The following is a 21,505-nucleotide window of genomic DNA, read 5'->3' as shown; positions in this document are numbered from 1 at the left end:
GGTCTAGCCGCCACCCCTTAGCGACATCGCAGCAACCCTAATGGAGCGCCACCCTTACATGGCCGAAGCCAAACCCGTGTCTATGCCCGCTGGAGCCACCGGCGTGCTGGTCCTCGCCTCGGGCGACGTGATCTGGGGCAGGGGATTCGGCGCCGAAGGGCAGGCCGTCGGCGAGGTGTGCTTCCACACCGCGATGACCGGCTATCAGGAGATCATGACCGACCCGAGCTTCGCCGGTCAGATCATCAACTTCACTTTCCCGCATATCGGCAATGTCGGCGCCAATCCCGACGATGTCGAGGCCGACCAGCCGCATGCATTGGGGATGATCGTCCGCGAGGACGTCACCGAGCCGAGCAACTTCCGTTCGACCGAGCATCTCGATGTGTGGATGAAGAAGCATGCGCGGATCGGGCTGTCGGGGATCGACACCCGGGCGCTGACCCGGCGCATCCGCGCCGGCGGAGCGCCCAACGGCGTGATCGCGCATTCGGCGGCAGGCGAGTTCGATATCCCGCTGCTGCTCCAGATGGCGCGCGAATGGCCGGGCCTGGAGGGCATGGACCTCGCCATCGCGGTCACCACCGAGACGCATTATGGCTGGGAAGGCGGCGTCTGGCGGCTTGGGTTTGGGTATGGGGACGACGCCTCTTCATTCCCCTCCCGCGAGCGGGAGGGGAGCGCAGGTGGCGCGCCCGGGGACAAGCCGCATATCGTCGCGATCGATTACGGCTCGAAGCACAATATCTTCCGCAACCTCGCCCGTGCCGGCGCGCGGGTGACCGTGCTCCCCGCCACCGCGACCTTCGAGCAGGCTATGTCGTTCGCGCCCGATGGCTTCTTCCTGTCCAACGGCCCCGGCGACCCCGCCGCGACCGCCGAGTATGCCGTGCCGGTGATCCGGCAGATGCTCGACAGCGGCAAGCCGGTGTTCGGCATCTGTCTCGGCCACCAATTGATGGCGCTGGCGGTGGGCGCGCAGACCAGCAAGATGTTCCAGGGCCATCGCGGCGCCAATCACCCGGTCAAAAGGCTGAGCGACGGCGCCGTCGAGATCACCAGCATGAACCACGGCTTTGCGGTGCTGAGCGAGACGCTGCCGGAGAACGCGCGCGAGACGCACGTGTCGCTGTTCGACGGGTCGAATGCTGGCTTCGAGCTGACCGATCGGCCGGCATTCGCGGTGCAATATCACCCCGAGGCCAGCCCGGGGCCGCAGGACAGCTTATACCTGTTCGAGAAGTTCGTGGGGATGATGGGGTGATTGAGTTCGAACCTCCCATTCCCCGCCTGCGTCTATTGCGACGAGCGGTGAAATGGGCGTTGAAGAATAAGGATCACATACCGTCTCTATCAGATTTAGCTCCCAGGATGACAGTCGAGCAGCTTACTGAACTAGCCAGGTCTTGGCAGAAAATTGGCTTCGGGAGCTTGATGGAGGTTTCTGAAGAAGGAAAGCGGTCAGTCCTATTCAGCTTGAATGACGAGGCCGTATCCAAAGTTAAGGCGATTGAGCGGGAAAGCTTGCTCGGGCGCATTCGATCGGTGTCTTGGGGCGAACGCGCCTGGGACCTTCTCAAGATCGGCGTCGGCGCTTTGCTTGGCGTCCTCGCCACTAAGTATTTCGGAAAGCCATAATGCCCAAACGCACCGACATCTCCTCCATCCTCGTCATCGGCGCGGGGCCGATCGTCATCGGTCAGGCGTGCGAGTTCGATTATTCGGGCACGCAGGCGATCAAGGCCCTCAAGGAAGAGGGCTATCGCATCGTCCTGGTCAACTCGAACCCGGCGACGATCATGACCGATCCCGAGCTCGCCGACGCGACCTATGTCGAGCCGATCACCCCGGCGATCGTCGCCAGGATCATCGAGAAGGAGCGGCCCGACGCGGTGCTGCCGACGATGGGCGGGCAGACCGCGCTCAACACCGCGCTGGCGCTGGCGAACGACGGCACGCTGGAGAAGTTCGGCTGCATCATGATCGGCGCCGATGCCGAGGCGATCGACAAGGCCGAGGACCGGCTCAAGTTCAAGGACGCGATGACCAAGATCGGGCTCGAAAGCGCCCGTTCGGCGATCGCGCATAGCGAAGCCGAGGCGCTGGCGGGGCTCGAGCATGTCGGGCTGCCGGCGATCATCCGGCCGAGCTTCACCATGGGCGGATCGGGCGGCGGCATCGCCTATAATCGCGAGGAATTCATCGCGATCGTCCGCAGCGGTCTCGATCTCTCGCCGACCACCGAGGTGCTGATCGAGGAATCGCTGCTCGGCTGGAAAGAATATGAGATGGAGGTCGTGCGGGATCGCAACGACAACGCCATCATCATCTGCAGCATCGAGAATGTCGACGCGATGGGCACGCATACCGGGGACTCGATCACTGTCGCGCCGGCGCTGACGCTGACCGACAAGGAATACCAGATCATGCGCAATGCATCGATCGCGGTGCTTCGGGAAATCGGCGTCGAAACCGGTGGTTCGAACGTGCAGTTCGCAGTCAATCCCAAGGACGGCCGCCTCATCGTCATCGAGATGAACCCGCGTGTGTCGCGGTCGTCGGCGCTGGCTTCCAAGGCGACCGGCTTCCCGATCGCCAAGGTCGCGGCCAAATTGGCGGTGGGCTACACGCTCGACGAGATCACCAACGACATCACCGGGGCCACGCCGGCGTCGTTCGAGCCGACGATCGATTACGTCGTCACCAAGATCCCGCGCTTCGCCTTCGAGAAGTTCAAGGGCGCCGAGGCGACCTTGGGCACGGCGATGAAGTCGGTCGGCGAGGTGATGGCGATCGGCCGCAACATCCATGAATCGATGCAGAAGGCATTGCGCGGGCTCGAGACCGGATTGAGCGGCTTCAACCAGGTCGACCGTCTCGCCGGCGCGCCGCGCGACGAGATCGAGGCGGCATTGGCCGTCCGGAGCCCCGATCGGCTGCTGATCGCGGCGCAGGCGCTGCGCGAGGGTTTCACCGTCGCCGAAGTGCAGGCGCTGACCGCTTACGACCCGTGGTTTCTCCAGCGGATCGCCGAGATCGTCGCGGCGGAGGAGCAGGTGTGCCGCGGCGGGCTGCCGCAGGACGCGGCCGGCATGCGCAAGTTGAAGGCGATGGGATTCAGCGACAAAAGGCTGGCGTATCTCGCGCTCAAATCGGTCAACATGCGCGCAGGCTCCGAGCGGATGGCGCGCAGCCACGGGCTGATCGGCGACGTCGCCAAGGCGATGAGCGGCGGGGTGACCGAGGCGGACGTGCGGAAGCTGCGCCACAAGCTCGGCGTGCGTCCGGTGTTCAAGCGGATCGACACCTGCGCCGCCGAGTTCGAGGCGAAGACGCCGTACATGTACTCGACCTATGAGGCGCCGAGCTTCGGCGAGCCCGAGAACGAGTCGAATCCCACCGATCGCAAGAAGGTGGTCATCCTCGGCGGCGGTCCGAACCGGATCGGGCAGGGGATCGAGTTCGATTATTGCTGCTGCCACGCCTGCTTCGCGCTGGCCGATGCCGGCTATGAGACGATCATGGTCAATTGCAATCCGGAGACGGTGAGCACCGATTACGACACCAGCGACCGGCTCTATTTCGAGCCGCTCACCGCCGAGGACGTGCTCGAGATCCTCGAGGTCGAGAAGTCGAACGGCGAGCTGGTCGGAGTGATCGTCCAGTTCGGCGGACAGACGCCGCTCAATCTGGCCAAGGCGCTCGAGGAGGCCGGGATCCCGATCCTCGGCACGTCGCCCGACGCGATCGACCTTGCCGAGGATCGTGAGCGCTTCGCCGATCTCGTCGCCAGATTGGGGCTCAAGCAGCCTGCCAACGGCCTCGCCCGGAGCCGCGACGAAGCGGTGGCGGCGGCCGAGCGGATCGGCTTCCCGGTGCTGATGCGGCCGTCCTATGTGCTCGGCGGGCGGGCGATGGAGATCGTCGACACGCTCCAGCAGCTCGACGACTATATCCAGACCGCAGTGCAGGTCTCGGGCGACAGCCCGGTGCTGATCGACCAATATCTGCGCGATGCGATCGAGGTCGATGTCGATGCGATCGCCGATGGCGACGATGTCGTGGTCGCCGGCGTGCTCCAGCATATCGAGGAGGCGGGCGTCCATTCGGGCGACAGCGCCTGCTCGATTCCGCCCTACAGCCTGTCGGCCGAGATCGTCGCCGAGATCGAAAAGCAGACCGAGGCGCTGGCGCGGGCGCTCAAGGTCAAGGGGCTGATGAACATCCAGTTCGCGGTCAAGGACGGCCAGGTCTATCTGATCGAAGTCAATCCGCGCGCCAGCCGCACCGTCCCCTTCGTCGCCAAGGCGATCGGCGTGCCGGTCGCCAAGATCGCCAGCCGGGTGATGGCGGGCGAGAAGCTCAAGGACCTGCCGAAGATCGATCGCGACATCGATCATATCGCGGTCAAGGAAGCGGTGTTCCCCTGGGCGCGCTTCCCCGGGGTCGATCCGGTGCTCTCACCCGAAATGAAGTCCACGGGTGAAGTGATGGGAATCGATAGCGATTTTGCTACTGCCTTCGCCAAATCGCAGCTGGGGGCGGGGACCGTGCTGCCCTCGTCCGGAACCTTGTTCGTCAGCGTCAAGGACAGCGACAAGCCGGTGGTGCTGCCGGGGGTGCAGATCCTCGCCGGGCTCGGCTTCGGGATCATCGCGACCGGCGGGACCGCCGACTATCTCGAGGCCGAGGGGATCGCGGTCGAGCGGGTCAACAAGGTCGCGCAGGGCCGGCCGCACATCGTCGACCGGATCCAGGACGGCGACGTCGCGTTGATCTTCAACTCGACCGAGGGCTGGCAGTCGCTCAAGGATTCGGCGAGCATCCGCGCCACCGCGATGGCTCAGAAGATTCCCTATTTCACCACCGCGCCGGCGAGCGTGGCGACGGCGCGGGCGATCGAGGCGCTGGGCCGCAACAGCCTCGACGTGAAGCCGTTGCAGGCGTTTTACGCGGAGCGGTGAGCCTTGCCCCTCCCGCAAGCGGGAGGGGAGCGAAAGCGGTAGCCGGGAGGGACTCGACGAATTGCGGCATCAATCGGGCGAGCGCTTGATGTTTGCCCTTCGCAGTCTTATTATTCGCAATCGCACAATTGAACTCCCCCAATCGATGTTAATGTGCGGGCGTACCCCTTGTGGGACGCTTGGGGATCGAGGCGTTTGAAGGGCGGAATGGAATGGCGACGGTCGAAAAGATGCCGATGCTCAAGGAGGGCTATGAGAAGCTCACTGCCGAGCTGAAGCGCCTCAAAGCGGAGCGCCCGCTTATCGTGGACGCGATCGAGGAAGCGCGCGCGCACGGCGACCTTTCGGAAAACGCCGAATATCACGCCGCCAAGGAGCAGCAGGGCCAGAACGAGGCGACGATCTCCGACATCGAGGGCAAATTGAGCCGTGCCCAGATCATCGATCCCAAGGACCTGTCGGGCGACAAGATCGTGTTCGGCGCGACGGTGACGTTGCTCGACGAGGACGACAAGCCGCTCAAATATCAGATCGTCGGCGAGACCGAGGCGGACGCCAGCAAGGGCCGCATCTCGTACAATTCGCCGATCGGCCGGGCGCTGATCGGGCGCAAGGTCGACGAGGAAGTCGAGGTATCGGTCCCCGCGGGCGACCGATACTACCTCGTCTCGAAGATCGAATTCATCTGAGCAGCATGATGCGCCGGAGTTCGGCGACGGCAATTCTGATCCTCGTGACGGCGGCGGTGAGCCTCGTCGTCACGCTCGCCGGCGGCAATGCCTATGAAGCGAGCATGCGTGCGGGATTCATTCCGGCACGGCTGAGCGGGATCGACACCGATTATCTCGCGGTGCCGGCGCTGCTGACGCCGCTCAGCTGCACCTTGCTCCACGCCGGGCTGCTGCACCTGGCGATGAACATGCTGATGCTCGGCTTCACCGGACGCGAGACCGAACGCGCGGTGGGGCCGTGGGGAATTCTCATTCTCTACGTCGTCGGCGCCTATGCCGCAGCCTTCGCGCAATGGCTGCCGGAGCCGCAGTCGCTCACCCCGATGATCGGCGCGAGCGGCGCGGCGTCGGCGGTGGTCGGCGCCTATTCCTTGCTGTTCGGGCGCTCGCGGGCAAAGGCGATCGGGCCGATCCCGGCCCAGGCCGTGCATGTGGTGTGGCTCGCCGCCGCGTGGACGGCGATCAACCTGATGATAGGCTACGCGTTTCTGGGCGCGGGCGTGGCGGTCGCCGCCGGCGCGCATATCGGCGGGTTCCTTGCCGGTCTGGCGCTCGCGCGGCCGCTGCTGATGTGGAAGTGGCGCCGGGCCTAGGCCGCGGGCTTTTCCAGATCGGGCTCGAGCAGCCGATGGAGATGCACCACGACATAGCGCATCTCGGCATCGTCGACTGTGCGCTGCGCGGCGGCACGCCATGCTTTCTCGGCGCTGGCGAAATCGGGAAAGATGCCGACCACGTCGAGCTGCGACGGATCCTGAAAGTCGAGCGTCTGCGGATCGGTCACGCGACCGCCGAAGACGAGGTGAAGCTTGCTCATGGAGACTCCTGGGGAGAGCGATTTGGCGCTGCCCTTACCGGTCAATGGGTTAACCGCTCAACCCCGAACTGACCCCTAGGCGTTTTGGCCCGCGCCTTTGGCGGCGTCGAGGATATTGCCGAACAAGGCAGTCACGCGCTCCTTGGTGGCATCGCGGCCGGGGAGGAGCGATTCGATCTCCTGCTTGCCGGCTTCCTTGACGGCGCTCGCAGTGGCCGTGGCGCGGTCGGCGAGCCTGCGGCCGACGGGATCGAGCAGTTCACGCTCCTTCGACGAGCGCGGAAGCAGCATGCCGATGACCACGCCCAGCGCGACGCCGCCGGCGAGCAAGGCGACGGGATTGCTGCCGATGCCTTCGGCCGGTCCGGTCGTGCCGCCGGTATCGCCGTTATGGTTGGCGGCCTTGGGCGTGCTCGTATTGCCGTTGCTCATCGGGGCTGTCCTTTCTTCGCGGGCTTCGCGGATGTCTTTTTGTTCAAACCATCGGCGGCCGGGGCGGTTTCATTGCGGCGGCGAAGCAGGTCGGCGATCCAGCCGCGCGCGAACACCAGTCCGACCGTTCCGGCGATGGCCGCGGCCGCAAAGGGGCGCGAGCGCACTGCCTCGGCACCCTTGCGCGCCGTGGAGGCGACGCCCTGGGCGGCGGTCTCGACGGCGTTCTGGGCGAGGTTCGACGGCTTGAGCCGCTCCTGCACTTCGCCGAGCGTCGCGAACAATCGCGAGCGGGCCGCCCGAACCTGCGCCTCGGCGGAAAGCAAGGCGGGATCAATGCTCATGATTCGCTCCCGAACAGGCGCAGGATGCGCTTGTATGCCAGCCAGCCGAGCAGGGCGGACAGCGCCAGCGCGACAAGGATCACGATCAACGTCGCCCAACCGGGTCCGACCAGAGGCGACAGCGACAGGATCAGCCCGACCAGCAGCGCAGTGACCGTGCAGAGCGCGAGGACGAGCGCCGCAGCGCCGAGGATCAGCCCGAGCTTCGCCTCGCCGAGCTTGCTTGCCGCGAGCGTGCGATAATAGCCGATCTCGGCGCGGGCATAGCCTTTGCCGTCCTCGACCAGCCGCCCGATCAGCGTGCCGATGCTCTCTTCGTTCTCCTGCTCCGCCACCCCCCGGTTTCTCCTCAGGCGTCGTTGGGTTCGGACGCCGCGTCGACGCCCGACTTGATCAGCCGCGCCACGACGAAGCCGATCGCGGCAGCCGCGCCCACGGCGATCACCGGGCTCTTCTTCACCAGCTCGGTCGCGTCGGAGATCAGATCGTCGACTTCCTTGCCGCGCAGGCTGTCGGCGAAGCTCGAAATCCCCTGGGCAGCCGAGCGGGCATAGCGGCCATATTCCTCGCCGAGCCGCGAATCGACGTCGAGCGCGGCGCCTTCGAACATCTTGGCGACTTCATCGAGCGCAGTGGTGGCGCGCTCCTTGCCCTGGCCGGCGAATTCTCGCGCGCGATCGGCGGCCTGCGTGCCGAGCTTCGACGCCTCGTCCTTGAGTTGCTGGGTCGAGCTGCGCTTCGGCTCGGCGAGATCGTCGGCGGCCTCGAAATTGATCGCCGCAGGACCAGCGTTGCTCGCATTTGCCTCAAGCTTCGGGTCCGCCTCGAAGCTCACTTCCTCGCCGCCGGTGGTGTTGTTCGCATCAGCCATGGCTTGGGCCCTTTCCTTGTGTCGAGCAGAGAACCATGGCCGTCCGCGCGGGTTCCATCCTCTGCGTTGCCCGGGGGCGTGCAAGCGGTTAGAGGCTCGCGCGCGCCTTTGGGCAATCCGTTATACCCTAAGTAGGGAGACCGTTACGTGACCGCAATCATCGACATCCATGCCCGCCAGATCCTCGACAGCCGGGGCAATCCCACGGTGGAGGTCGATGTCCTGCTGGAAGACGGCAGCTTCGGCCGCGCCGCGGTGCCTTCGGGTGCCTCTACCGGCGCGCACGAGGCGGTCGAGAAGCGCGACGGCGACAAATCGCGCTGGCTGGGCAAGGGCGTCGAGGCGGCGGTGCAGGCAGTCAATAGCGAGATCGCCGAGGAAGTGCTCGGGCTCGACGCCGAGGACCAGGCCGATCTCGATCGCGCGATGATCGAGCTGGACGGCACCGAGAACAAGGGCCGGCTGGGCGCCAATGCGATCCTGGGCGTGAGCCTCGCCGCGGCCAAGGCCGCCGCCGATGCGCGCGGTCTGCCGCTCTACCGCTATGTCGGCGGCGTCAACGCGCACGTCCTGCCGGTGCCGATGATGAACATCATCAACGGCGGCGAGCATGCCGACAACCCGATCGACTTCCAGGAATTCATGATCGTGCCGGTCGGTGCCGAGAACATCGTCGAGGCGGTGCGCTGCGGCTCGGAGATCTTCCACACGCTCAAGAAGAAGCTCCACGAAAAGGGGCTCGCGACCGGCGTGGGCGACGAAGGCGGCTTCGCGCCGAACATCGCGAGCACGACCGAGGCGCTCGACTTCATCATGTCGAGCATCGAGGCCGCGGGCTACCAGCCGGGCGAGAACGTGATGCTCGCGCTCGATTGCGCCGCCACCGAATATTACAAGGACGGCGCGTACAGGATGGTGGGCGAGGGCAAGACGCTTTCCAGCCTCGAAAATGTCGAATTCCTCGCCGGGCTCGCCGCGAAATATCCGATCTTCTCGATCGAGGACGGCATGGCCGAGGACGATTGGGAAGGCTGGAAGGCGCTCACCGACGCGATCGGCGACAAGGTCCAGCTGGTCGGCGACGATCTGTTCGTGACCAATCCCAAGCGCCTCAAGCGCGGCATCGACGGCGGCTATGCCAATTCGCTGCTGGTCAAGGTCAACCAGATCGGCACGCTGACCGAGACGCTGGAGGCCGTCAGCCTCGCCCAGCGATCGTCCTACACCGCGGTGATGTCGCACCGTTCGGGCGAGACCGAGGACGCGACGATCGCCGACCTCGCGGTCGCGACCAATTGCGGGCAGATCAAGACGGGCAGCCTCGCGCGCTCGGACCGGCTCGCCAAATACAATCAGCTCATCCGCATCGAGGAAGAACTGGGCGATGCCGCGCGTTATGCCGGGAAGTCGGTGCTGAAGGCCTGACCTCCCTTTCCGCTTGCGGTCAGCTCTTCTTTCCCCTCCCGCTTGCGGGAGGGGTCAGGGGAGGGGAGTCGCCTCGGACGACGCAGCTTGTGGCCAAGCCCTCCCCCCGGACCCCTCCCGCAAGCGGGAGGGGAACGATAGCGGCGATGGTTTCCTATCGATCCCTAAGTGAAACTGCGACCTTGATTAACAGGCGTGGTTACGCGAGAAATAACCTATGGCGCGCACTTCTCCGATCAATACCCTTTTGCGCCGCGCGGGGCTTCCCGCCGCGGTGCTCATCGCTGTCGGCTTTTTCGGCTATAACGCAGTGCTGGGCCCGACCGGAATCGTCGCGGCCAAGGAATTCCGCGCCGAGCTGGGGCAGAAGAACGTCGAATATGCCGCGCTCGCCAAGAAGCGCGCCGAGCTCAAGAACCGGGTCGACCTGCTCGATCCGAAACGCGGCGCCGATCCCGACATGGTCGACGAACTGGTGCGCAAACAGCTCAACGTCGCGCGTCCCGACGAAGTGATCGTCCCGCTCGACAAATAATCGCGCGCCGGCTGACCCGGGTCAGGCGATCGGCGGCGCCACCAAAGCGATCGCCACCACGCATTCGACCATTCCGATCGATGCGATCCGCCATGCGCGGGCCGTCGAGACACCGAGCACGCGTGTAAACCGCCTCGTCTGCGGACTGCCGGACCAGAACAAGGCGAGGACGATCAGCACCACCACCCGCATGGCCATCATCGCCCAGGAATGCCGCACCGTGCGCCGCAGGGTGACCGGATGGAAACCAGCCAAGTCATCCCTTCGTGCAGCAGATCATCGAGCGCCTTGAGAAGACGCATGGACCCCATGGCGCGTCTGGAGCACAGATTCGACGGGCTGCCCATCGCGCCTGCCGCGCCGTCGATACGTGGCTGACCGTTTCCCCGCGCGTTGACGTTGCGTCCGGGCCAAGAAGGCGCTTATAGGCGCCGCACTGACCTCCCCCGGGCATGAGGATTTCCTGTGGCCAAAGCACCGGCACGAAAAGCGTCTACCGAACCCGCGGTACCGAACCGCGAACGTCCGAACGAACCAGAGCGGTTCAAGGCGTCCAAGGAGCAGCTGCTCGAATTCTATAAGCAGATGCTGTTGATCCGCCGTTTCGAGGAGAAGGCCGGCCAGCTCTACGGCCTCGGCTTCATCGGCGGCTTCTGCCACCTCTATATCGGCCAGGAAGCGGTCGCGGTGGGCCTGCAGTCGGCGCTGGACGGCGAGAAGGACTCGGTGATCACCGGCTATCGCGACCATGGCCATATGCTGGCGTACGGCATCGATCCCAAGGTGATCATGGCCGAGCTGACCGGGCGTGGCGCCGGCATCAGCCGCGGCAAGGGCGGCTCGATGCACATGTTCTCGACCGAGAAGAAATTCTATGGCGGCCACGGCATCGTCGGCGCGCAGGTCTCGCTCGGCACCGGCCTCGCCTTCGCGCACAAGTACAACGAGGATGGCGGCGTCGCGATGGCCTATTTCGGCGATGGCGCGTCGAACCAGGGCCAGGTCTATGAATCGTTCAACATGGCCGAGCTGTGGAAGCTCCCGATCATCTATGTGATCGAGAACAACCAGTACGCCATGGGCACCAGCGTCAACCGCAGCTCGTCCGAGGATCAGCTCTACAAGCGCGGCGAGAGCTTCCGCATCCCGGGCATCCAGGTCGACGGCATGGACGTGCTCGCCTGCCGCGGCGCGGCCGAGGAAGCGCTTGCCTGGGTCCGCGCGGGCAAGGGTCCGATCATCCTCGAGATGAAGACCTATCGCTATCGCGGCCATTCGATGTCGGATCCGGCGAAATATCGCAGTCGTGAGGAAGTCCAGTCGGTTCGCGACAAGTCCGATCCGATCGAGGCGGTCAAGCGCGAGCTCGAAGCGCTCGGCGTGAGCGAGGAGCAGCTCAAGCCGCTCGAGCAGGAAATCCGGAAAGTCGTGAACGAATCGGCCGATTTCGCCGAGCAGACCCCCGAACCCGACCCCGCGGAACTATACACCGACGTGCTGGTGGAGACCTATTGAGATGGCGATCGAACTCAAGATGCCGGCGCTGTCGCCGACCATGGAAGAGGGCACGCTCGCCAAGTGGCTCGTCAAGGAAGGCGATGTCGTGAAGTCCGGCGACATCCTCGCCGAGATCGAGACCGACAAGGCGACGATGGAATTCGAGGCAGTCGACGAAGGCACGATCGCGTCGATCGTGGTCGCCGAGGGCACCGACAATGTGAAGGTCGGCACCGTGATCGCGACGATCGCGGCCGAGGGGGAGGACGCCGCTGCTCCGACGCCCGCGCCGGCACCCAGGACCGAAGCGCCCGCCGCCGAGCAGAAGGCCGAGGAATCCGAAGCCCCCGCGCCGAAAAAGGCCGAGAGCGGCACTGCCCAGCTCGCCAGCAACAAGGCCGCGACGGTTTCCGATCCGGCGATCCCCGAGGGCACCGAGATGGTGAAGACCACGGTGCGCGAGGCGCTGCGCGACGCGATGGCCGAGGAAATGCGCACGGATCCGCGCGTCTTCGTGATCGGCGAGGAAGTGGCGGAATATCAGGGCGCGTACAAGGTGACGCAGGGCCTGCTCGAGGAGTTCGGCGCCAAGCGCGTCATCGACACGCCGATCACCGAATATGGCTTTGCCGGAGTCGGCACCGGCGCGGCGATGGGCGGGCTGAAGCCGATCGTCGAGTTCATGACGTTCAACTTCGCGATGCAGGCGATCGACCACATCATCAATTCGGCCGCCAAGACCAATTACATGTCGGGCGGCCAGATGCGCTGCCCGATCGTGTTCCGCGGTCCCAACGGCGCGGCGAGCCGGGTCGGCGCGCAGCATTCGCAGAATTACGGCCCGTGGTACGCCAGCGTTCCCGGCCTGATCGTGATCGCGCCGTATGACGCGGCCGACGCCAAGGGGCTGCTCAAGGCGGCGATCCGCAGCGAGGACCCGGTGGTGTTCCTCGAGAACGAGCTGCTGTACGGCCGCAGCTTCGAGGTTCCCAAGCTCGACGATTATGTCCTGCCGATCGGCAAGGCGCGGATCGTCCGTGCGGGCAAGGACGTGACGATCGTGTCCTATTCGATCGGCGTCGGCGTCGCGCTCGAGGCAGCCGAGGCGCTGGCGGGCGAGGGCGTGGAGGCCGAAGTCATCGATCTGCGCACGTTGCGCCCGCTCGACACCGCGACGGTGCTCGAGAGCCTGAAGAAGACCAATCGCATGGTCGTGGTCGAGGAAGGCTGGCCGGTCTGCTCGATCGCGTCCGAGATCATCACGGTGGCGATGGAGCAGGGCTTCGACGATCTCGACGCGCCGGTGCTGCGCGTGACCAACGAGGACGTGCCGCTGCCTTATGCCGCCAATCTCGAAAAGCTCGCATTGGTCGATGCGGCGCGCGTCGTCGCGGCGGTGAAGAAAGTCACCTATCGCGGCTGAGGACGAGGCGGGCGCTTCGCGGCGCCCGCCGGTCAGCAGGTCGAGGCGGTGACGCCGTTCTCAATATAGACGCCGTTGGGATGCGTCTTGTTGGGGTTGTTCTGCTTGACCCCGTTGACGGTGATGAAGCTGTCGTCGCTGGTATCGCGGGCGTCGCGCACCATCATCGACGCGATCTCGTTCATCTCGCTCGACGGCGCGAGCGACGTCTTGATCAGCGGCTGATATTGGTAGCGCACCTCGACGAACATCGCGACGCCGTTGGGCGGGGCGATGACCTGCCGCCCGGTCGGCCCGATGCCGTCGACACTGGTCTTGGTGGCGGCGGTTCCCCAGCTCGATCCCCAGCTGGTTCGCGTGCCCTTGCAGCGCTGCCAGCGGATCCGGTATTTGTTCGCCGTCGTCTCATGGGGTTCGACGCTCGAGATGATCACGCGCCCGTTGGCGAACAGGCCCAGCTCGCCCGACTGGAAATTGGCGCCGGTGAGCAGATCGTTGATGTCGCTCTCATAGACCTTCTTCGATTCGAGCTGGCTGCCCGATCCCATGCGCGCCGAATTGTCGGCGATCTGCAGCGCGATCTGGCTGAGCCGCATCCGGGTGATGACATAATTGGTCAGCTCGGCGCCGGTGAGGCTCATCGCCAGCAGGATCGGCAGCGAGAAGGCGAATTCGAGCAATGCCAGCCCGCTGGTGTCGCGGCCGAGCCGACGCGCGGTCGTCCCGAGCAGGGTCAATCCGCGCTTCATGTGCAGCTCCTCACTTCGGGCGCGCCCTGATCGCCATAAGGCTGGTTGCGCAGGATGGTCTGCGCGGTAACCGTGGTGGTGCTCGATCCGCCGATGAAATTGTTGAGCGGGAAGAAGCGCGGATAGCTCACCGTCGCGGTGTAGAGCACGGCGTCCTTGGCGCCGCCCTGGCTGAGATTGCCCCCCGTCGCGTCCCACACGCCATTACGGTTGGAATCCTCGTAGGGCTCCCCGGGCGTGAGGCCCTGCGGGCCGTCACAGGTGCCGTTGTGATTGGTGTCGGTCCACGGTTCGAACCGCGAGGCGGCGGCCTGCTCGTAATTGCGATACCATTGGCGCGTGATCGTCACCGTGCCGTTGTTGGCGAGCGTCTTGATCTGGTTCTTCACCTTGTTGTCGAGCGCGGTCTGGGTAGCGCCGACGAGGCCGGATTCGAGCGTCGCGTCGCGCGCCGCCTTCTGCACGACGCCCTGCAGCGCCGCCCGCATGTACAGGGTGTGCGCCACGTCGAACGCCCCGAGAAGCAGCAGCCCCATCACCGGCGCCACGATCGCGAACTCGACCACCGTGGCGCCGCGCTCGTCGTGCGCGAGCCGGCGCAGGCGATGGATCGAACCGATCACTTGGTCAGCCTCAGCTGCGAGATCTGGTCGGCGATCGACTTGAAGGTCTGCTGCAGACCATCCGCATCGGTATTCGAGAAATAGCGGCCTTCCGAGGCGCATTGCTCGAGCCGGTCCTGCGTCGCCTGGCTCTGGCCCTCGCCGAAATTGACGACCCACAGGGTGATCTTCGAGTTCCGAACCCATTGGCAGATGGCGAGGAAGCGCAGATTCACCTGCTCGTCGAGCTGCGCCTTGGTGGGATTCTCGCCGGTCTGACGATGATCGAAGAAAGGCAGGCCATAGGCAGCATAGTCGCCGGCATTCGCGTTGGTGTCGCCGTCGGTCATGAAGATCATGTGCCGCTCGATCTCGCCGCCGCCGGGCGTGGTGGCGTTCTCGGTCTTGAAGATGCCGGTCGGCGACATCAGCCGCGCACCCCAGATGATGCCGATGTCGTGATAGGTGTTGCCGTTCGGATCAAGGCTGTTGACATAGGTCTGGAACGCCGACGCGTCGGTCCACGCCTGAAGCTTGCGCGCCTCGGTCGGACAGAAGAAGGTCGAGTTGTTGTTATAGTCCGTGCTCGTGGTGAGCGCGGCGGTCGACCAGTTGCTGGTGTTCCCGTTGGTCCAGCTATTGGCGTTGTAATTGGAGCCCGAGGTCGATCCGCGCGTGAAGATCAGGCGCGGCAGCGCCGGCTTCCAGCGGGACGCATCGTCATGGGGGACGGTGTCGATGTCGAGATCGATCTTGTCGTCGGGAATCGGATCGAAATCGGTGGTCGGCTCGCCGGTGTCGCGCTCCTCGATGCACCCGCTCCACGTGATCGTGGAATTGGTGACGTCGTTGCCGATGCTGGTGTCGCCGACCGGCCAGTTGAACGAGTTGTTCCAGCTGCTGCCGCCGGCCTTGAGGCCGCTGACCGTCACCGGCAGCTGGTTGTAGGTCCAGCTGGCGAACTTCTCGACATAGAATGTGGTGACGTCGGTGCGCCGGCGCCGGCAGCTCTTGCTGTTGCCGTCGCGGTCCGAAGACCCCCACCAGCCCCATTCGGTGCCGTCGGTGGCGCCGCCGTCATGCGGGAAGCTCGACACGATCGTCGGCTCCGGGTTCGGGCCGCCCGAATTGGCCGGGGTAGGCGTGAAGCTGCCGAACGACTCGTTCTTCATGAAGCTCAGGCAATTGCCCTGGCTGAGCGAGCCGCCGCCATAGGTTTCCCAATAGGTGTTGGTGCTCTGCGGCGGGACGGCCATGTTCGCCTTGCGGGTCTGATAGTCCCACTGATCGACGAGATAGTCGTTGGGCAGCAATTTGCCGACGTTCACGTTGGTCGAATAGGGCACGAAACCGAAGCGGATCTGCACCTGATTGCCGGTGCCGCCGCTCGGCTCGGCGCCGACGGCGTTGCAAACCGTGTCCGGCACGTCGAGTCGCGCCACGATCTGGTAGAAGCACTTCACTGCCTTGCGCAGCGCGGCGATACGCGAATTGGCGTCGCCGTTGCAGCTGCTGCTGCCGTTGGGACAGAAATCCATCGATCCGGTGGTGTCGAGGACGAACATCACGTCGGTGTTCGGCAGCCGCATTTCGGCGTCGCAGGTGACGCTGAGCGTCTCGCTGGTCTTGCCGAAGATCCGCATCAACGTCATCGGCACCACCGCACGGGCATTGCCGGTCACCTTGCCCGCGCTTTCCGAAAAGCTGCGACGATCAGCGGCGGCCTCGAGCGTGGTGCCGTAGGCGTTGGGATTGAAATTGGCGTCGAAGAACCGTTCCGCCTCGCCGCGCGCGGCATAGCTGTTCGTCGCCCAGCTGCCGCCGCCCATCATCTTGCGGCCGGCCAGCGCGCCCGCGTCGCAAGCATGTTGCAGGCGCGTCTTGACGATGTACATGCGGCTGATGTCGATGCCGCCGCCAACCATCCCGGCAAGGGGTATCAGTGCCATCGTCATGAGCGCGAGCGTGTTGGCGCGCGTGTCGCGGGCCAACCGCGTCAGGAACGCCCGCGCCTTCAAGCTCTGCAGATTGCCCACCATGTTTGCGATCCCGGTCCCCGATCAACGTGGCGTATTGCCACGCGCGCACCTAACGCCTTCTAAATCCAGCTGGTTAACGATGCGCTTATGGAGCCTAGGGGCATGACCGGAGATCCCGGCGCGGATCCCGAACGCATGCTGGCGCTATCCTATGCGCGGCCCGGGGATCGCCGCGCGCTGGAGGCGTTGCTCGCGCTCGACGATGCGCTGGCGCAACTGCTCCGGACGACGCGCGAGCCGGCGCTGGGGCAGATGCGGCTGGCCTGGTGGCGCGAGGCGCTGGCGCGGCTGGACCAGGAGCCGGCGCCGGCCGAGCCGGTGCTCAAGGCGCTCGAGCGCGAGGTTCTGGCGAAGGGGGTGCGCGGCGCGGCGCTGGTGCCGATCGTCCATGGCTGGGAAGTGCTGATCGAGGAGGAATCGCTCGATTCCGGCGCATTGCGGCGGTTCGGAGAGGGGCGGGGGCATGTGTTCGTCGCGGCGGGCGCTGCGATGGGGGCGGGGCCGCACGATCCGCTCGCCGCGGCGGGCCAGGGCTGGGCGCTCGCCGATCTGTCGCGCAATCTTCGCGGGTCCGGCGAGGCCGATGGGGCACGGAGCATGGCGATCCCGCTGCTGGCCGCAGCGGCGGCGCGGCGCTGGAGCCGCAACGGCCGCGCGCTCGGCGCGCTGGCCCATCTGGCGCGGCTGGATTTGCAGGCACCCGAAGGCGCGGCGCCCCGGATCGGCGCGCCGCACCGGGTCGGGCGGCTATTATGGCATCGGCTGACCGGCAAATAAGGGCTTGTCAGCGCGTGCCACAGGCGTAGCCTGCTGCCTTCGGCGATCGGGGGAGACCTTCGATGTGGCGCTATTTCGCAGGCGCGGGCGCGGCGGCTTTGCTGATGCTCGCAGGCATGTTCCTGTTTCGCAGCTCGGCCGCTTCCGAATTCAAGCTTCCCGCTGCTCCCGCGGCGCGCACTGCGGTGGCGGCGCCCGAGGAACCGTTGCCGGAGGCGCCCAAGGCGAGCGCGAAGACGCGTGAGCAAAAGCGCTTCGATCGCTTCGACAAGGATCGCAACGAGGCAGTGACTCGCGAGGAATATCTGCTGGCGCGGCGCAAGGCTTATGCGAAGCTCGATGCCAACCATGACGGCCGGCTCGACTTCGACGAATGGGCGATCAAGACCACGACCAAATTCGCCGGTGCGGACGCCGACAAATCCGGAGCGCTGACCCGGGCCGAATTCCTTGCCACGGCACCCAAGCCGCGCGCCGGCGCCAAGCCCCGCTGCGTCTGCCCCGCGGCACCGGCGAAGGAAGAGGCCGAGGACTAGGCCCGGTCCCCGCTCCCGATCGGGGAGGAATTAAGCCGGCATCCAGCCGCTGAACGCCGCGCGGGCGCGGCTGGTGTACATCAGCTTGCGGTCGGCTTTCTTCGAGCGGCCCTCGATCGGCGGGAACAGGCCGAAATTGACGTTCATCGGCTGATAGGTCTCGATTTCGGCCTCGCCGGTGATGTGCGCGAGCAGCGCGCCCAATGCCGTCTCGCGCGGCGGGGCGGCCAGCGTCCGGCCGGCGAGCTCGGCAGCGGCGAAGCGCCCGGCCAGCAGCCCGATCGCCGCGCTTTCGACATAGCCTTCGCAGCCGGTGATCTGGCCAGCGAAGCGGATGTTCGGGTGCGCCTTGAGCCGCAAGCTGCCGTCGAGCAGTTCGGGCGAGCGGATGAAGGTGTTGCGGTGGAGTCCGCCGAGTCGCGCGAACTCGGCCTTTTCGAGCCCGGGGATCGTGCGGAACAGTTCGACCTGCGCACCGTATTTGAGCTTGGTCTGGAAGCCGACCATGTTCCACAAGGTACCGCTGGCATTGTCCTGGCGAAGCTGCACCACGGCATAGGGCCAGCGCCCGGTGCGCGGATCGTCGAGCCCGACGCCCTTCATCGGGCCGTAGCGCAGCGTGTCGACGCCGCGCTCGGCCATCACTTCGACCGGCATGCAGCCTTCGAAATAGGGGACGTTCTCCCACTCGCGAAACTCGGTCTTCTCGCCGGCGAGCAGCCCGGCGTGGAAGGCGAGATACTCGTCCTTCGACATCGGGCAGTTGATGTAATCCTTGCCGTCGCCCTTGTTCCAGCGCGACTGATACCAGGCGGTGGTGAAGTCGATGCTCTCGAAATGGACGATAGGGGCGATCGCATCGAAGAATGCGAGCTGATCCTTGCCGGTCGCGGTGCCGATGCTCTCGGCGAGGCCCGGCGCCGTCAGCGGCCCGGTGGCGACGATCGTCAGGCCTTCCGTCGGCAGGCGATCGACGCGCTCGCGGACGATCGTGATGTTCGGATGCGCCTTCAGCGCCGCCGTGACGCCGTCGGCAAAGCCATCGCGGTCGACTGCCAGCGCCGATCCGGCGGGAACCTTGTGCACATCGCCCTGCGTCAGGATCAGCGAACCGAGATCGCGCATCTCCTGGTGGAGCAGGCCGACCGCGTTGCGCTCGGCATCGTCCGAGCGGAAGCTGTTCGAGCAGACCAGTTCGGCGAGGCGGTCGCTCTGATGCGCGGGGGTCATGCTGCCCGAACCGCGCATTTCGGAGAGCTTGACCTTGTACCCGGCCTGCGCGAGCTGCCATGCGGCTTCGGAACCGGCGAGGCCGCCGCCGATGATGTGGATGTCGTGAGTCACGCCGGGGCGAATAGCCGCATGTGCCCCGCATGACAAAGGCCGCAATGGCACTATGTTCGCTGGATGGACAGCCGTGCCGCCCGCTTGCTCTTTCTCGCCGCCCTGATCGCGGGGGGCAGCTATTATGCGACGCACTGGATCGCCGCCGCGCCGGCGGCCGGCGTCGTGTGGAAAGGATCGGGGGTCGGGCTGCTCGCTTTGTGGGCGGCGGTGCAGGCGCGCTCGGCGGACGGCTGGCTGATCGCCGCGGCTTTGGGGTTCGGCGCGCTGGGCGACGTCCTGCTCGAGACCCATGGACTGACAGTCGGCGCGGTCGCGTTTCTCGCCGGGCATGTCGTTGCGACGGGATTGTATCTGCGCAACCGCGCCAAACCCTTGTGGCAGGCTGTCTTGATCGCCGTCGCGGTAACTGCGCTTGCATGGTGGCTGCCCGCCGACCGCGCCGCGGCTCCGGGGATCGCGCTCTATGCCGCGGGGCTGGGAGCGATGTTCGGCACCGCTGCGGTGAGCCGTTTCTCGCCGTTCACCGTCGGCAACGGTGCCGCCTTTTTCGTTCTCTCGGATCTGCTCCTTTTTGCCCAGCTGGGGCCGCTCGCCGCTTCGGACCTGCCCGGGCTGCTGATCTGGCCGACCTATTTCGCCGGGCAGGCGTTGATCGCCTGGGGCGTCGTGCGGAGCTTGCGGACATGAAGATCTTCACGATCGGCTATGAGGCCACCACAATGGCCGAATTCATCGCGGCGTTGCACAATGCGGGTGTCGAACGGGTGATCGATGTGCGCGCGCTGCCGTTGTCGCGGCGGCCAGGTTTCTCGAAGAATATCCTCGCGGCGAGCCTGAACGATGCGGGAATCGAATATGTCCATCTGAAGAATCTCGGCACGCCGAAGCCCGGGCGCGATGCGGCCAAGAAAGGCGACGTCGCGACGCTGGAGGCCGTGTACGAGACCCAGCTCGGGCTGCCCGAGGCGCAGGCCGAAGCGGCGCGGATGCGCGCGCTGGCCGCCGAGAAGCCTAGCGCCTTGCTCTGCTTCGAGCGCAACCCCGAACATTGCCACCGCACCTTGCTGCTCCATGCCGAGGGCGAAGGTGCCGAAGTGGTGGACCTGTTTCCCTGAGGAGGATTTCAGCATGATCGATCATGTCGGCTTCGCAGTCTCGGATCTCGCCCGATCCAGCGCCTTCTACGCCGCCGCGTTCGCGCCGCTCGGCATTGCCGAATTGATGCGGGTCACTCCCGAACAGACCGAGAGCGGCGGCACCGCGATCGGCTATGGCAAGGACGACAAGCCCTTCTTCTGGATCGGCGACAATGAGCAGGTGGGGCAGGGCACCCACATCGCCTTCACGGTCGACAGCCGCGCCGAGGTCGATGCTTTCCACGCCGCGGCGGTGGCCGCGGGCGGCACCGATCACGGCGCACCGGGCATCCGCGCGCATTACCACCCGAATTATTACGGCGCCTTCGTGCTCGATCCCGACGGGCAGAATATCGAAGCGGTCTGCCACCGCCCCGAATGACTCGAAAAAGCGGGGCGGCCGGAGCCGCCCCGTAGTTCGGGGAGAGCCGGCGCGGCAGGAGGGGACCCTGCGCCGGCACGGCTCCACTGGCGGAGCCGGGTTACAAACGTGTTTCACATTGTTGCAGCCGCTCGCGACGACGAACGCGGGATCGTTTTCTCTCAGCTTCGCACGAAAGGATTGCGCAGCCATGCCGCGCTGGTGCGTACCGCGGTGCGCCAGTCGGTGTCTTCGTCGTCGCTGGCACGATAATCGCGCGGATCGAACAGCTTCGCGCGCGTCCCCTTGAACGCGGCGAGGTTGCGGGTGACGAGCGTCAGGCCGTGCTCGAGCGCGGTGGCGGCGAACAGCGCGTCACGGGTTTCGGCGAGCGCGAGCTTGCCGCGGCGACGCGCGATCGCCGCGTCGAGCGCGAGGATATGGCCTTCGAAGGCGGGAACCAGCTGGTTGTCGATCCAGCCGCGCAACGCCGCTCCCGCCGATTTGTCGATCCGCGCGGTGCGCTCGACCACGCCCTCGAGCTCGACGAGGCTGATCGCCGAGAGGAACAGCCGTTCGCGCGCCACGCTCGCGGCCCAGGCTGCAAGTCCCGGATCCGCATCGCCGGCGCGGGCCTTGCGCAGTTCGAAGACGACGGGCGTATCGAGCAGATACATCAGCGGGGCTCGCGATCCCATCGCTCGACCGGACCGAGCGCGGCATCGCGCGCGCCGGGCAAAGCGAGCAGATCGACGATGCTCTCGCGCTCGCCGCTCATCCGCCGGAACGCATCGATGCTCATCAGCACATGCGTGGGCTTGCCGCGATCGGTGACGAACAAGGGTTCGAGTCGCGCGAGTCGCTTCGCGGCGCTGACATCCTGATTGAATTCGCGGCTGCCGATCACCCTCATATCATA

General features: G+C 65.8%; 26 protein-coding genes. 14 read left to right on the top strand and 12 right to left on the bottom strand.

Annotated elements, in window-relative coordinates:
• Positions 1-58: 58 nt before the first annotated feature.
• The 5 genes from carA to Q9Q95_RS06530 all read left to right on the top strand — a co-directional run bounded on the left by carA (position 59) and on the right by Q9Q95_RS06530 (position 6,288).
• Complete coding sequence (gene carA, locus Q9Q95_RS06550; protein ID WP_306095106.1) at positions 59-1,264, top strand: glutamine-hydrolyzing carbamoyl-phosphate synthase small subunit; 1,206 nt, start codon at positions 59-61, stop codon at positions 1,262-1,264.
• Positions 1,261-1,638 carry a hypothetical protein gene (locus Q9Q95_RS06545; protein ID WP_306095104.1) on the top strand — a complete coding sequence of 126 codons (378 nt, stop codon included), beginning with the start codon at positions 1,261-1,263 and terminating at the stop codon, positions 1,636-1,638. Before carA ends, Q9Q95_RS06545 begins: the two co-directional genes overlap by 4 nt.
• Positions 1,638-4,964: a carbamoyl-phosphate synthase large subunit gene (gene carB, locus Q9Q95_RS06540; protein ID WP_306095102.1), complete on the top strand. Its 3,327-nt coding sequence runs from the start codon at positions 1,638-1,640 to the stop codon at positions 4,962-4,964. The genes Q9Q95_RS06545 and carB overlap by 1 nt, the downstream gene beginning before the upstream one ends.
• Before the next feature lie 212 nt (positions 4,965-5,176).
• Positions 5,177-5,653, top strand: coding sequence for a transcription elongation factor GreA (gene greA / locus Q9Q95_RS06535; RefSeq protein ID WP_306095100.1), 477 nt, complete (start codon positions 5,177-5,179; stop codon positions 5,651-5,653).
• 5 nt (positions 5,654-5,658) lie between these two features.
• Entirely contained in the window at positions 5,659-6,288 is a 630-nt protein-coding gene (locus Q9Q95_RS06530; RefSeq protein ID WP_371876699.1) for a rhomboid family intramembrane serine protease, read from the top strand.
• Here the strand turns inward: Q9Q95_RS06530 and Q9Q95_RS06525 are convergent.
• The 5 genes from Q9Q95_RS06525 to Q9Q95_RS06505 form a co-directional block, all read right to left on the bottom strand.
• Positions 6,285-6,512: a DUF4170 domain-containing protein gene (locus tag Q9Q95_RS06525; RefSeq protein WP_306095098.1), complete on the bottom strand. Its 228-nt coding sequence runs from the start codon at positions 6,510-6,512 to the stop codon at positions 6,285-6,287. The genes Q9Q95_RS06530 and Q9Q95_RS06525 overlap by 4 nt on opposite strands.
• Positions 6,513-6,587: 75 nt before the next feature.
• Complete coding sequence (locus Q9Q95_RS06520; RefSeq protein ID WP_306095096.1) at positions 6,588-6,944, bottom strand: hypothetical protein; 357 nt, start codon at positions 6,942-6,944, stop codon at positions 6,588-6,590.
• A complete protein-coding gene (locus Q9Q95_RS06515) occupies positions 6,941-7,270 on the bottom strand; it encodes a DUF3618 domain-containing protein (RefSeq protein ID WP_306095094.1) in 330 nt (109 codons plus the stop codon). Before Q9Q95_RS06515 ends, Q9Q95_RS06520 begins: the two co-directional genes overlap by 4 nt.
• 14 nt (positions 7,271-7,284) lie before the next feature.
• Positions 7,285-7,623 (bottom strand): phage holin family protein, encoded by a 339-nt coding sequence (locus tag Q9Q95_RS06510; protein WP_306095092.1) that lies wholly within the window; start codon positions 7,621-7,623, stop codon positions 7,285-7,287.
• A gap of 14 nt (positions 7,624-7,637) precedes the next feature.
• A complete protein-coding gene (locus Q9Q95_RS06505) occupies positions 7,638-8,159 on the bottom strand; it encodes a hypothetical protein (protein ID WP_306095090.1) in 522 nt (173 codons plus the stop codon).
• Positions 8,160-8,306: 147 nt separating this feature from the next.
• Between Q9Q95_RS06505 and eno the strand changes: the two genes are divergently transcribed.
• Positions 8,307-9,584, top strand: coding sequence for a phosphopyruvate hydratase (gene eno, locus Q9Q95_RS06500; RefSeq protein WP_306095088.1), 1,278 nt, complete (start codon positions 8,307-8,309; stop codon positions 9,582-9,584).
• Positions 9,585-9,801: 217 nt separating this feature from the next.
• Positions 9,802-10,119: a septum formation initiator family protein gene (locus Q9Q95_RS06495; protein ID WP_306095086.1), complete on the top strand. Its 318-nt coding sequence runs from the start codon at positions 9,802-9,804 to the stop codon at positions 10,117-10,119.
• A 21-nt stretch (positions 10,120-10,140) separates the two neighbouring features.
• Here Q9Q95_RS06495 and Q9Q95_RS06490 read toward each other — a convergent pair whose 3' ends face one another.
• Positions 10,141-10,374, bottom strand: a complete 234-nt coding sequence (locus Q9Q95_RS06490; protein ID WP_306095084.1) for a hypothetical protein — start codon at positions 10,372-10,374, stop codon at positions 10,141-10,143.
• A 210-nt stretch (positions 10,375-10,584) separates the two neighbouring features.
• Here Q9Q95_RS06490 and pdhA point away from each other — a divergent pair, with 210 nt between their 5' ends.
• Both pdhA and Q9Q95_RS06480 read left to right on the top strand, forming a co-directional pair.
• Positions 10,585-11,634 (top strand): pyruvate dehydrogenase (acetyl-transferring) E1 component subunit alpha, encoded by a 1,050-nt coding sequence (pdhA, locus tag Q9Q95_RS06485; RefSeq protein WP_306095082.1) that lies wholly within the window; start codon positions 10,585-10,587, stop codon positions 11,632-11,634.
• 1 nt (position 11,635) lies between these two features.
• Positions 11,636-13,039, top strand: a complete 1,404-nt coding sequence (locus Q9Q95_RS06480; RefSeq protein ID WP_306095080.1) for a pyruvate dehydrogenase complex E1 component subunit beta — start codon at positions 11,636-11,638, stop codon at positions 13,037-13,039.
• 32 nt (positions 13,040-13,071) lie between these two features.
• Here the strand turns inward: Q9Q95_RS06480 and Q9Q95_RS06475 are convergent, their stop codons facing one another.
• From Q9Q95_RS06475 to Q9Q95_RS06465, 3 genes are read right to left on the bottom strand one after another with little or no spacing between them, the layout of a single operon-like run.
• Positions 13,072-13,788 (bottom strand): TadE/TadG family type IV pilus assembly protein, encoded by a 717-nt coding sequence (locus Q9Q95_RS06475; protein WP_306095078.1) that lies wholly within the window; start codon positions 13,786-13,788, stop codon positions 13,072-13,074.
• Positions 13,785-14,411: a TadE/TadG family type IV pilus assembly protein gene (locus tag Q9Q95_RS06470; RefSeq protein WP_306095076.1), complete on the bottom strand. Its 627-nt coding sequence runs from the start codon at positions 14,409-14,411 to the stop codon at positions 13,785-13,787. The genes Q9Q95_RS06475 and Q9Q95_RS06470 overlap by 4 nt, the downstream gene beginning before the upstream one ends.
• Positions 14,408-16,429, bottom strand: a complete 2,022-nt coding sequence (locus tag Q9Q95_RS06465) for a TadE/TadG family type IV pilus assembly protein (RefSeq protein WP_306095074.1) — start codon at positions 16,427-16,429, stop codon at positions 14,408-14,410. Before Q9Q95_RS06465 ends, Q9Q95_RS06470 begins: the two co-directional genes overlap by 4 nt.
• 102 nt (positions 16,430-16,531) lie before the next feature.
• Between Q9Q95_RS06465 and Q9Q95_RS06460 the strand changes: the two genes are divergently transcribed.
• Both Q9Q95_RS06460 and Q9Q95_RS06455 read left to right on the top strand, forming a co-directional pair.
• Positions 16,532-17,206 carry a squalene/phytoene synthase family protein gene (locus tag Q9Q95_RS06460; protein ID WP_306095072.1) on the top strand — a complete coding sequence of 225 codons (675 nt, stop codon included), beginning with the start codon at positions 16,532-16,534 and terminating at the stop codon, positions 17,204-17,206.
• A gap of 62 nt (positions 17,207-17,268) precedes the next feature.
• Positions 17,269-17,742, top strand: a complete 474-nt coding sequence (locus Q9Q95_RS06455; protein ID WP_306095070.1) for a histidine kinase — start codon at positions 17,269-17,271, stop codon at positions 17,740-17,742.
• 30 nt (positions 17,743-17,772) lie between these two features.
• Here the strand turns inward: Q9Q95_RS06455 and trmFO are convergent, their stop codons facing one another.
• The gene (gene trmFO, locus Q9Q95_RS06450) at positions 17,773-19,086 is read right to left on the bottom strand and encodes a methylenetetrahydrofolate--tRNA-(uracil(54)-C(5))-methyltransferase (FADH(2)-oxidizing) TrmFO (RefSeq protein WP_306095067.1); all 1,314 of its coding nucleotides are present in this window, start codon (positions 19,084-19,086) and stop codon (positions 17,773-17,775) included.
• Between the two features lie 63 nt (positions 19,087-19,149).
• Here trmFO and Q9Q95_RS06445 point away from each other — a divergent pair, with 63 nt between their 5' ends.
• The 3 genes from Q9Q95_RS06445 to Q9Q95_RS06435 are packed head-to-tail and all read left to right on the top strand — an operon-like array spanning position 19,150 to position 20,607.
• A complete protein-coding gene (locus Q9Q95_RS06445) occupies positions 19,150-19,776 on the top strand; it encodes a lysoplasmalogenase (RefSeq protein ID WP_306095066.1) in 627 nt (208 codons plus the stop codon).
• Positions 19,773-20,204: a DUF488 family protein gene (locus tag Q9Q95_RS06440; RefSeq protein WP_306095064.1), complete on the top strand. Its 432-nt coding sequence runs from the start codon at positions 19,773-19,775 to the stop codon at positions 20,202-20,204. Before Q9Q95_RS06445 ends, Q9Q95_RS06440 begins: the two co-directional genes overlap by 4 nt.
• A gap of 13 nt (positions 20,205-20,217) precedes the next feature.
• A complete protein-coding gene (locus Q9Q95_RS06435; protein ID WP_306095062.1) occupies positions 20,218-20,607 on the top strand; it encodes a VOC family protein in 390 nt (129 codons plus the stop codon).
• A gap of 161 nt (positions 20,608-20,768) precedes the next feature.
• Here Q9Q95_RS06435 and Q9Q95_RS06430 read toward each other — a convergent pair whose 3' ends face one another.
• Together Q9Q95_RS06430 and Q9Q95_RS06425 are read right to left on the bottom strand one after the other, a co-directional pair.
• On the bottom strand, positions 20,769-21,263 hold the full coding sequence (locus Q9Q95_RS06430) for a PIN domain-containing protein (protein WP_306095060.1): 495 nt from the start codon (positions 21,261-21,263) through the stop codon (positions 20,769-20,771).
• A complete protein-coding gene (locus tag Q9Q95_RS06425) occupies positions 21,263-21,499 on the bottom strand; it encodes a type II toxin-antitoxin system Phd/YefM family antitoxin (RefSeq protein WP_306095057.1) in 237 nt (78 codons plus the stop codon). Before Q9Q95_RS06425 ends, Q9Q95_RS06430 begins: the two co-directional genes overlap by 1 nt.
• Positions 21,500-21,505 lie beyond the last annotated feature (6 nt).

The sequence above is a fragment of the Sphingomonas sp. DG1-23 genome (genome assembly GCF_030730875.1).
Classification (GTDB): domain Bacteria; phylum Pseudomonadota; class Alphaproteobacteria; order Sphingomonadales; family Sphingomonadaceae; genus Sphingomonas.
The sequence above is the reverse complement of the archived record's forward strand: the minus strand, read 5'-3'. Positions and strand labels throughout refer to the sequence as shown.